The following is a 10,833-nucleotide window of genomic DNA, read 5'->3' as shown; positions in this document are numbered from 1 at the left end:
TGATGCAAACGGTGTGCGTTAAGCCATAGCAAGAATATAGAGATATCAATACTAATGTTGAGTTCGCGGCTACGAGCCCAGTAGCATCAAATGATTATTACTTTAAGACTCGGGCAGGTTATGGAAAGTCTGCTAGGTTTTTAGGGCCTAATTACTTTTATCGCTATGTGATGGAAGAGTTGATCATCCCGTTTTAATATCATGCCCTCTTAAGGGGGGGGGTAGAGGCGCCCCAAAAGGCAACACGATTTCGCCCTTCATTTTTAGCTTGATACATTGCTAAGTCAGCCTGATTGAGTAATTCATTTAAAAGTATGTCCTGCTTATATTCCATGTTTTCATTCGGGTTAAAAATCGTTCCCCCAATACTAATTGTGATTTTTATTGAGGAAGAGGAGCTTGTTTCATTTGCCGTATTGGCTATGTGTTCGCGCAAACGCTCGGCAATTTGAGCAGCCCCTGTAGCATCTGTTTCTGGTAAAAGAATTAGAAATTCTTCCCCCCCAATACGGCCAACCGTGTCGATGGAGCGAAGGACTTCTTGGGATTGCCTTACTAAATTAATTAAAACTTCATCGCCAACATGATGACCAAGCTGATCATTTACATCTTTAAAATGATCAATGTCCATTTCTAATAAAGCAAAAGAGTGTTTATTTCTACGCGAGCGTTCAATTTCTTCCGAGACTCGATAGAGTATTTCAGTGCGACTTAAACTATTAGTGAGGGGGTCGTGCTGAGCAAGAGTTTCGAGCATCAGTTGATTGTTATCAGACTTGATAATTAATTTCCTAAGTCCAAGAACGCCGAGCAATAAGAATCCTGAAATTGGCAGTGACAATATTGCGTCTAATAAGTCGAAGCGACCAGACTCAAAGATATGAAATATTGGACCAATTCTTCTGCCAATCATTAAGCCAAGACCAGTAGCTAAAAATAACCAGCCCCAGCGATATATCGTTACTGAATGTCGAAATAATGACAGGCTAATAAGCGAGGCAAAGACCTGGCAGAGTAGTGATAAGCAGTAAAGGCCAATTGTTATATACAAAGCGTGCCTTAAATTTCATGATTAGATTAGATAGATTACAACTAAAAATTTAAAGAAAGTCCATAGATACAAGAACTAATGGGTATACACTGAACAAAAGGGTGAGGAATTCCACAAAACTCACAAAAACAGCGTATGACAGATGAATTAAGCAAAGAGCAGATAGTTAAACAGTCAGAACTTCGCTATAGGCGATTATTTGAGACCGCTCAAGATGGCATCTTGATCCTTGATTTTCAAACAGGCGTTATTCAAGACGCTAATCCATTTATTACTAACCTACTAGGCTTTACGAGGGATGAGCTCATCGGTAAAGAGTTATGGGAAATTGGCGCAATGGTAGATAAAGCCGCGGCCTTAACGGCATTTACTGTGCTTAAAGACAAAGGCTACATACGATATGAAGATTTGCCATTAAAAAGAAAAGATGAGCAAATTATCAATGTAGAGTTCGTCAGCAATGCCTATGGCGTTAATGGCGATCGTGTTATTCAATGTAATATTCGCGACATTTCAGATAGAAAAAAACTTGAAAAAGAATTGCTTGAGTATCAACACTCCGTCAATATTTCTATGAATGAAATGGTTGATACTCTTGCCAACGTCATTGTTGCTCGTGATCCCTATACTGGCGGACATCAAAAGCGTGTAGCAAATTTAGCTGTAGCAATTGCTGCCGAAATGAATTTACCTTTACATACAATTGAGGGTATTCGTATGGCCGCTTTAGTTCACGATATTGGAAAAATTACCATACCCGCAGAAATTCTAACGAAGCCTATTGCCTTAAGTAACTTTGAGGTGGCAATGTTAAGAAACCATGTTCAAGCCGGTTACGATATGCTCAAACATATTCACTTTCCCTGGAATATTGCTCAAACAGTTTTACAGCATCATGAGCGTTTAGATGGCAGTGGCTATCCCAACGCAATTAAAGGCGATGTAGTCTGTGAAGAGGCCCGAATTCTGGCTGTGGCAGATACTGTAGAGGCAATGTCATCAGATCGTCCTTATAGAAAAGGTAAGGGTATAGATGCCGCATTAGAAGAGATTGCTATGGGTAGTGACAAGCTATTTGATGCTGATGTAGTTAAGGCTTGCTTAAAGGTATTTAAAGTCGATGGATATGCATTCCCACCACTAATTTAAAGAAATTTTTTGGAATAAGGATTGGCGGTCATTGTTCAATCAAGCGTTACTTAAAGTAACGCTCGTTCACCCAAAAGTACTTTGGAGCAACGAAGTGTTAGATGGTTGCTCTAAAATCCTTTGGTTTTGAAAACCAAAGAGTGAGAGAGCTCTTTTAGTACATGCGTGAATTTGCTTACACATTTGCTTACACACCGACACTGACCACCCGCAGACCCCCTGTTTATAATGGTCTACCTTGGATGTCTGCTCTCATAATCCTTTGGTCCCAGGTTCAAGTCCTGGTGGGCCCACCAGAAAAGCAAACCCTCATCAGCAATGGTGGGGGTTTTGTATTTTGGGCTTCAGAGTCTATTGACTTACTTGAGCATTAAATATGCCAATAAGTATGGTTGGAGATGCTGTTTTGCCGTTCTTACTCTTGATGCCCTTTTCAAGAGTCGTACTTTTAAAGGGCGCTACTCAATTAGGTTGCCTCTACCCAATCTGCCCTTAATAAGGTCAATCCCATATTTGATAACAGCTACAAATAGTATTGATCCCGCAACGTCTCCACAAAACATGGCAACAAAGTGATTCCAGCTTCCCGAATCTAGGCCTCTAACCACAAACCATAATTGATGTAACCCCGAATTTAGTAAAGAGTAAGCTAGGATAACTATTAAAAGTTGCTTTAATGAAATATTACTCAGATCAGGCTCAACGTTTAGGTTGTGAATCACAAAATGCCTACCTAATAGTGGAGCTAATCCACAGATGACGGCTATTCCCATGGTTGAGATCGAATCTGCTTCAAAAAAGCCAATGTAATTAATAAATATAGAAGCTGCGGCTAAACCTAAAGCCCCAGAGTAATCAAGGATAAGAGTAATAAAGATGCGAATACCGGCTGGTAGAAAAATCCAATTTACACCTCTAGCTTCTTCCAGTGGGGTAGTAATGAATTGATTGAAATAAAAGAATGCTATGTAAAGAGTAGCGCTAACAAATATTTCAAAGAGAAATTGGCCTAAAGCCTTTAAATACGGCATTGAATAATTATGGATTTTAAAAATACATAGCACACTAGTGTTTACCCTGCGGGGGGGTAAAATTGACCGCATGAAAGCTATTAAACCTTCAGCCTACGCCCGATTTCTGAATGCCTTGGACTCTTTGGATCGTATGAGCCCAAGTAAGAAATTAGACTCTGTTGAGGAGCAACTCCTCAATCATATTTATCTTGCTTCTGTAAATGGCGAAACACTGCTGGTTGGTGATGTCATCCTGCTCGAGAAATTTGGATCTCAAGCAACTCTTCATGGGCGCCTTAAGAATTTGGTCAGCAAAGGCTTTATCCAGCTTGTCGACGATAAGGCTGATGGTCGCAGAAAGTCGGTTCACATTACCGCCAAAGCTGAAAAGTACTATCAACAATTATCTGAATGTTTGAGCAAGGCAACCAGACTTTAAGTCTTTATAAAGTCTATAAAAATTCAAAATATTTCTTGTAAATTTAAGTAACGATAGTTCTAGAGTTTTTCTAAGTAAGCCGATAGCATTCTCAAATGCATTTTTGGCCAACACTTCACCTCATTAAATTCAAGACCTCTCACGGCTTTAAAGGGTTAATTGCGACCTTTATTGCATTGGTTTTAGCTGGGAATGTCTCGTCTCAGGCTTCTCTAGGTGGAGCTCGTGAGTCAACTGCCAATGCGGTTACTTGCCATAAGTCCTCTATAAAAGAGCCGCTTACCTTCTATGGCAATCCTATGGATACATTTACGCTATATGATGGTTCAAGGTGGAAAGTGTCAAGCAGTGGGGCGTATGAATATAATCCTATCCGCTATCGAAATGTTCTTATTTGCCCCAGTGAGGAGCTGTTAGTAATAGACAAGAGAGCCTTATCAGTTTCAAGGCTGAATCAATAGGCATCACGATAGAAAGCTAGGTTTGGGCATCCTAGGCCCTCCTCAATTCTGCCTAGGGCCACCAAGAATCTCTATAGCCATCTTATTGGCTATTTATTCAATTGACGATTTGTTGTAGGCTGTGCGGCGATCCTGATGCCATCTGAAACAAAAGGCTTAACTCCGAGTGCAATATGCAGCTCGTGGGGATAAATCTTCTTGCCATTAGTAATTACTGTAGAAATCTTTCTAATATCTTCAATATTGGTGGTTGGGTCGCCATCGATAATGATTAGATCAGCAAGTTTATTTACCTCAATAGTGCCTCTGTCATGTAGCGTGTTAGTAACTTTAGCTCCACTCCATGTTGCGATTTGAAGAGCTTTTGCAGGAGAGATTCCAGCCTTCACATAAAGCTCTAATTCACTATGTAATCCAAATCCTGCCAAGGTATCGGTGCCAGCCACAAGAGTTACTCCGTTCTGATGTAGTAGACCTACAAGCTCGACCATCTTATTGTATGAGTTCTTATATCTATTTGCAGTTGCGGTATCTGGAATATTCATCGTTCCAGTTTTAAAGCTGCGCTGAAGATCTGGCGGTAAATGTTCGGCAATGCTCGCAAAAGGATCTGCCATTTCGCCATCTTGTTGCTTTATAAAATCAAAAGCGGATAAGGTTGGATCTATGGTGATTTCTTTATCTTTGAGTAATTTAATAAACTCTCTTACTTCTTGAGAATCAAAGTCTATTGAGCCGGTTTGCTCGGCTGGTAAATAAAATCTTTCTAATGTTCTTGTGTCTGTCTCATTACTTGCTAAAAAGTTGAGTACTACTTGATTGACGTGGTTTAGCTCATTAAATCCAGAATTAATCGCTTCATCAGCTTTCATAAAGCCAGGAACATGACCGCCAACCGTCATTCCCTTGTCGTGGGCATAGGCACTGGTTTCCTTGACGAATTCTTTTGGAAAAGAGCTGTAGATTTTGATGTGACGATAGCCATGCTCCGCATACCAATCAACTGCCTCCTTGGCTTGCTCAAGAGTCTCAATCATGATTCCATCAGACGATGCATATTCACTTTTACCCTCTATGAAGCCAGCAGGGATAATGTGTGGAAAAAGCAATCGATCATTCCGACTATCTCTAATGATCTCTTGAACTTCAGTATTTGAATTACCCATGTCACGAACTGTTGTTACACCGGCAGATAAGTGATACAAGCCCGACCATTTATTGATGTGAGTATGCATGTCAAATAATCCGGGTAAAAGCGTTTTTCCAGTACCGTCTATAGTGTCACCCTTAAACTCAAGCAGAGAATTCGCGGGGGTTATGTTTACTATTCGTTTATCCTCAATCAATACATCATGAGGTTCTGTTAAGAATGCATTCTTACTATCAAATAGACGAATATTTTTAATTAAAAAGGGTCTATAGATTGGGTGTTGGAGTTGTTGAGCCTTTTGAAAGAGAACCCTTTGGTTGGCTAAATTTTGTTTTTCACTGAGTACTGTGAGGTTCTCCTCCCAACCCTTTTCAACTAGGTATGAATAGCCCGGAATAATAGCGGCAAATAATCTGGGATTCTTTCCCGAAGTTGCCCAAATAAAATCTGGCTTTAGACCTATGCCAACCTGCATCATCAGCTTCACTTTTTGCTGATGTAAGCCTTTTGTGAGGGTTATCTCATCAAGCACTTCTTGTTTGAGTCCACCCGATGGTAATAGCGGTAAATAATTATTTTTACTCTTACTGAGGGCGCCGATCATTAAAGAGTTCACCTCCCAAGAAGAATTCATGGGGAGATAAAAACCACTTCGGTTTATGTTTCTTGAGCCATCCTCAGAATTGGAGTGCCATTGAATTAAATTATTTTTGTTTACAAAACTCTCATTGACCTCTCCGCCCATTTCAGATGTGCCTGAAACGCGATAGTGCTTCATCGTTCCATCCGAGGCCAAAATGATTTTTTCTTTTAGCGTTGGCCCCCTGCCATTTTCTTTAAAGTCAAAGTCAACCTCGACCTTATTGCCATGACGTTTGACAATCTGATGGCCTGCTTTGGCCCCATTTTCGAGAAGAATGACGTACTCCACCTCTGCAGAATTTGCTAGCACGGGAACCCATATTAATAAAAGGGTTAACAAGACGTTTCGAGAGAAGAGCATGAGATACAGGGGGCTAGAGCAAAGAGTGCAATATACGCAATCTTTATTACCTGGACATTACATTAATTCATTAATTCGGATTTCCAGGGCCTACTGGTTAGACCACTTTGCTTTTGGTGGACTGAAGTTTATGACAATCCATATTATGAATTCATGATCTAATGCAATTCAATATGAGTACTAAACGTTGGCAGATGCGCAGAAATTGCGCTCTCACTCCAAAGCAGTTGTTGCAGTTTTATATCGTATTGGTCTGCCTATCGTTAATCGTGGCAACTGGATTTTTCCTTGCTGGCGTCTGGATGATTCCCATCTTTACTGCTTTAGAGTTAGCCGCAGTAACCATTGGTTTTTTCATTTACTGTAGGCACGCATTAGATTGCGAAACAATCGAAGTTGAGGGTAAACGTCTTTTAGTGAAAAAGTTCATTGGGTATAAGGAGGCGATTTATGAATTCAATACCCAATGGGCGAAAATTGAACCACCCATTGAAAAATCCAAAACGTTTCACATAAGCCAGTCAGGTTTACGCGTTGAGCTTGGTCAATTTATCAGGGAGGAGCAACAGATTGCCTTGATCGCCCAAGTGCGTGCGCATCTAGGATGATTTTGAGCCGCACAGGCGCCATGCCACCAAAGCGCTAAAGAAAATTTGAGCGCAGATCAATAGAAGTGTGAGGCCATTTAATATTGCAAAGTAGTTTGCAAAAGGCGAGAGCATTACTGGCATGCCATCCTGAAGCGCTGTTTCCCTGAGGTAATCCATGCGGGGGATTAATAAAAAACTTGCAAGAGCAACACATAAAATCAATATTAGTGATGGTAGCCGTGTTGTCTTGAGAGTTGATATCCCTCTTTTGATCAAGAGGTTTGAGAGGCTCATGATGACAAATGCGCATCCTAAAAAGTAATACGAGAGATGCTGAATGATGAGGTGAGCCAACATCCCGCCTGCCTGAGAGTCTTCCATTGAGAGATAAGCGATGAGGCAGCCAAAAGCCTGAGCAATTGTCCCTCCCGCAATCAGCAGGGCGAGTAGACGTAATAGTCGAAGTGAAAGGCTGTGTTGGGTTTTGGGGGATTCAACCATGGGGTAATAAGGGTTAATTAGTGCGCTGCAGCAGAAAGCTTGAATCGGTTTCATACTAGCCCTAATCTCACTTTTTTGCCAAATAACACCATGGAAGTTACTAAAGCAGTCAAGGTTGCCCTTAATACCTTAGTTGACATTGCGAGCCATTCAAGCAATGGTCGGCTGGTGCCCGTGCCAGAGATAGCCCAAAGATTGCAAATGTCGATTAGTCGTATTGAGTTGTTGCTTAGACCTTTGCGGGAATCCGGATTGGTTGTTGGAATCAAAGGACGCACTGGAGGCTACCAGCTGTTAAAAGACCCTCGCATCATTACGATAAAAGACATTGTGTTAGCGATGAATCGTATCAAAAAGAGAAAAGTAGAGGTATCTGATATTGCAAAAGATCTCTATCAGTCATTAGAGACTTACATGATGAATTGCATCTCCAACGTCACATTGGCCTCTGCTATTAAAGATTACGTTCCTCGCTTTAGCGAAGTTCAAACAGCGCCCGAAAGAAAGCCTTATTTCCCCGCTCATTCTGAGGTAAAGGTAAAGCAAGATAAAAGGCCTAAAGGGGAAATTCAAAAGGTGGTGAAGAGTGCATTTAAAAAGGTAGAAGAAGCTCCTCGTGGACCCAATTCTATTTTTAGCTTTGCCGATTACCTCAATAGAAACTCGCCAGCAAACTAAGCTGATAAAGTCATTCGCAGTGGACATTCAAGAGGTTTCGTATCCTGATTTGGCATTTGTCGATATCGAAACTACGGGATCACACTTTGATCGAGATCGTATCACTGAGATTGGTATTAAAACGCTTGCCAGCAATCAAATTGAGGTATGGGAGCGTTTAATTAATCCACAAACGTTTATTCCGCAAAATATTCAAAGATTGACTGGCATCTCTCCGCACATGGTTGAGAATCAGCCATCGTTTGAACAGATCGCACAAGAGTTAAAAAAGGAGCTCGAAGGAAAAATATTCATTGCTCATAATGCCAGGTTTGATTATGGCTTTATCAAGGCCTCTTTCAAGAGGGTCGGAATCGACTTTAAGCCGAAAGTACTATGTACAGTAAAGCTCTCAAGATTGCTTTTCCCAACGCAAGCTCGCCATAACCTAGATACCATTATTAGCTCCCATGATTTAAAAGTGACTGCTCGTCACCGCGCACTAGGTGATGCAGATTTATTGCTTCAGTTTTGGCGAGTATGTGAATCGAAGTTTGGGAAAGCAAAATTAAATGAAGTGATTCATCAGCTAGTTGGAAATCCGAGTCTTCCTCCCAATATAGATAAGGATTTAATAGATTCGATTCCAGACGCTCCCGGCTGTTACATCTTTTATGGAGAGAATAAAGTTCCCATATACATTGGCAAAAGTATTTCATTGCGCAGTAGGGTGATGGGCCACTTTCAAGGCGCTTTAACGCAACGCAAAGAAATGAAACTCTCTCTGCAGATCAGGGATATCGATTGGATCGAGACTAGTGGAGAGCTAGGTGCTCTTATTCTGGAGTCTAGATTGATCAAAGAGCGTATGCCCAGCATGAATATCAAGCTTCGTCGGTCTAAAGATCTATGTGGGTGGAGCTTGGTAGAGGATCAGGCTGGTGTGCTCATACCTACATTGGTGACACACCATCAACTAACACCTGGTTTACAAGATAACTTATACGGTTTGTTTTACAGCAAACGAGAAGCACACTCTTATTTAAAGGCGATAGCCAAAAAATATCACCTTTGTGAGGTATTGCTTGGTTTAGAGAAGCGGGTTGAGGGTAAGTCATGCTTTGGTTATCAGGTCAAGCAGTGCAGCGGAGCATGTCTTCAGCTCACCCCAATACCTTTGCATAATTTGCAACTCAAGACTGCGTTAGAGCTATTTAAAGTACAGGTATGGCCATATGCTGGACCCATCGCCATTAAAGAAGGCGGTGAGATGATCGTCATTGATAAATGGTGCTATCTTGGTACTGCTATTAATCAAGAAGAGCTTTATGAGTTGGCTGCATCGGGTGAGGCAGAGTTCGACCTCGACATCTATAAGATAGTCAAAAAAGCCTTATCGGGAGCTTACAAAAAAGATGTGGTGCCGGTTGCAATTGAATAGGTAAGCCAAAAGCGTGTTGGTTGGGCATATATTTCATTTGCTTGTTATTCTTTGGAATGAATTCAATACCCACATCACAGTAAATGAATATCAATTCTGACTACAGCCAGAGAGTGGTAATTAACCATCACGACTTGCCATGGATCCCAAGTCCACAATTGGGCGTGGAGCGGCGCATGCTTGAGCGTATAGGTGATGAGGTAGCAAAAGCAACTTCAATCGTACGCTACCAACCCGGGTCTCAATTTCAATTGCATTCCCATGATTTGGGTGAAGAGATCTTCGTTTTAGATGGGGTTTTTAGTGATGAGACGGGAGATTATCCTGCGGGCACTTATTTAATGAACCCACCAGGCTCTTCGCATGCACCATTTAGTAAGGAGGGTTGCATTCTCTTTGTAAAACTCAGACATTTAGGGCCAGACCAAGTTGAGCGAGAAGTGATTGATACAAAGATGGCATCATGGTATCAAGGTATGGTTCCCGGTCTTCATGTGATGCCTCTGATGCAGCAGGGAAGTGGATCAACTCTTGTGCGCTGGGCGCCTCAAACTTATTTCAATCCCCATAAGCACTATGGGGGCGAAGAAATTTTTGTAGTCGATGGCGTATTTGAGGACGAGCATGGGCGCTATCCAGCAGGTTCATGGGTCAGAAGTCCACACATGAGCTTGCATCAACCTTTTAGCAAAGAGGGCTGCACAATCTTTGTAAAGACTGGACATTTGCTCTAGTAGAGATTCCAGGATTTAGAATTTACTGATGAATACAAAACTCAAAAGCATTGCTATTTTTTGCGGGTCTAATTTTGGAACTAGACCAATCTATAGAGAAGCAGCTATTAGCCTTGGTCAACTGTTAGCAAGGGAAGAAATTACCTTGATATACGGGGGAACTCAAACAGGATTAATGGGTGTGGTGGCTGATGCTGCTTTAGATGCAGGAGGCAAAATCATTGGCGTGATTTATCAGGGCTTACATGCGCGCGGCCAATCTCATCCAGGTTTATCTTCTCTAGAAATTGCTGAAGATCGACGCCAAAGAAGGGCGCGCATGATTGAATTGTCAGATGCATTTATCGCGCTGCCTGGAGGCTTAGGAACCCTAGAAGAATTATTTGAAGTGGCTACCTTAACGCAAATCGGTGATCACTCAAAACCCTGTGGTGTTCTCAATATCGATGGTTTTTATGATCCCTTAGCAGATCAATTGCATCGTGCAGTCGCTGAAGAGTTTATGAAGCCGGAGCACCGCGATATGATTTTGATTAAACCTACAGCCCAGTCTTTGATTGAGGGCTTATCGACTTGGCAACCACCAGTCATTACTAAATGGATTAATCAACCCAAGGCCTAGATATGAAAAATGCCAACCCTAG

At 41.6% G+C, this 10,833-nt stretch carries 11 protein-coding genes; 7 read left to right on the top strand and 4 right to left on the bottom strand.

Features of this window, described 5'->3' with window-relative positions:
* Positions 1 to 199 precede the first annotated feature (199 nt).
* Positions 200 to 1,051, bottom strand: coding sequence for a GGDEF domain-containing protein (locus ICV38_RS08030; protein ID WP_215379140.1), 852 nt, complete (start codon positions 1,049 to 1,051; stop codon positions 200 to 202).
* Between the two features lie 135 nt (positions 1,052 to 1,186).
* On the opposite strand from ICV38_RS08030, the gene ICV38_RS08025 reads away from it, so the two are divergent.
* Positions 1,187 to 2,200, top strand: a complete 1,014-nt coding sequence (locus ICV38_RS08025; protein WP_215379137.1) for an HD-GYP domain-containing protein — start codon at positions 1,187 to 1,189, stop codon at positions 2,198 to 2,200.
* 458 nt (positions 2,201 to 2,658) lie between these two features.
* Here ICV38_RS08025 and ICV38_RS08020 read toward each other — a convergent pair whose 3' ends face one another.
* Positions 2,659 to 3,231 carry a hypothetical protein gene (locus tag ICV38_RS08020; RefSeq protein WP_251368137.1) on the bottom strand — a complete coding sequence of 191 codons (573 nt, stop codon included), beginning with the start codon at positions 3,229 to 3,231 and terminating at the stop codon, positions 2,659 to 2,661.
* Positions 3,232 to 3,301: 70 nt separating this feature from the next.
* Here ICV38_RS08020 and ICV38_RS08015 point away from each other — a divergent pair, with 70 nt between their 5' ends.
* A complete protein-coding gene (locus tag ICV38_RS08015; protein WP_215379134.1) occupies positions 3,302 to 3,652 on the top strand; it encodes a MarR family transcriptional regulator in 351 nt (116 codons plus the stop codon).
* Positions 3,653 to 4,202: 550 nt separating this feature from the next.
* Here the strand turns inward: ICV38_RS08015 and ICV38_RS08010 are convergent.
* Positions 4,203 to 6,266, bottom strand: coding sequence for an amidohydrolase family protein (locus ICV38_RS08010; RefSeq protein WP_215379131.1), 2,064 nt, complete (start codon positions 6,264 to 6,266; stop codon positions 4,203 to 4,205).
* A 173-nt stretch (positions 6,267 to 6,439) separates the two neighbouring features.
* On the opposite strand from ICV38_RS08010, the gene ICV38_RS08005 reads away from it, so the two are divergent.
* Positions 6,440 to 6,874, top strand: coding sequence for a DUF2244 domain-containing protein (locus ICV38_RS08005; RefSeq protein ID WP_215379128.1), 435 nt, complete (start codon positions 6,440 to 6,442; stop codon positions 6,872 to 6,874).
* Here ICV38_RS08005 and ICV38_RS08000 read toward each other — a convergent pair.
* Complete coding sequence (locus tag ICV38_RS08000; protein WP_215379125.1) at positions 6,866 to 7,411, bottom strand: DUF4149 domain-containing protein; 546 nt, start codon at positions 7,409 to 7,411, stop codon at positions 6,866 to 6,868. The two genes, ICV38_RS08005 and ICV38_RS08000, sit on opposite strands and share 9 nt — an antisense overlap.
* A 36-nt stretch (positions 7,412 to 7,447) precedes the next feature.
* On the opposite strand from ICV38_RS08000, the gene ICV38_RS07995 reads away from it, so the two are divergent.
* From ICV38_RS07995 to ICV38_RS07980, 4 genes are all read left to right on the top strand, one after another.
* Entirely contained in the window at positions 7,448 to 8,035 is a 588-nt protein-coding gene (locus ICV38_RS07995; protein ID WP_215379122.1) for an Rrf2 family transcriptional regulator, read from the top strand.
* Complete coding sequence (locus ICV38_RS07990) at positions 7,974 to 9,455, top strand: 3'-5' exonuclease family protein (RefSeq protein ID WP_251368136.1); 1,482 nt, start codon at positions 7,974 to 7,976, stop codon at positions 9,453 to 9,455. Before ICV38_RS07995 ends, ICV38_RS07990 begins: the two co-directional genes overlap by 62 nt.
* Positions 9,456 to 9,538: 83 nt before the next feature.
* A complete protein-coding gene (locus tag ICV38_RS07985) occupies positions 9,539 to 10,189 on the top strand; it encodes a cupin domain-containing protein (RefSeq protein WP_215379119.1) in 651 nt (216 codons plus the stop codon).
* Positions 10,190 to 10,217: 28 nt separating this feature from the next.
* A complete protein-coding gene (locus ICV38_RS07980) occupies positions 10,218 to 10,811 on the top strand; it encodes a TIGR00730 family Rossman fold protein (RefSeq protein WP_215379116.1) in 594 nt (197 codons plus the stop codon).
* The last annotated feature ends 22 nt before the right edge of the window (positions 10,812 to 10,833 follow it).

The sequence above is a fragment of the Polynucleobacter sp. MG-6-Vaara-E2 genome (assembly GCF_018687695.1).
Classification (GTDB): domain Bacteria; phylum Pseudomonadota; class Gammaproteobacteria; order Burkholderiales; family Burkholderiaceae; genus Polynucleobacter.
Note: the sequence above shows the minus strand (reverse complement) of the source record. Positions and strands in the feature narration are given on the sequence as shown.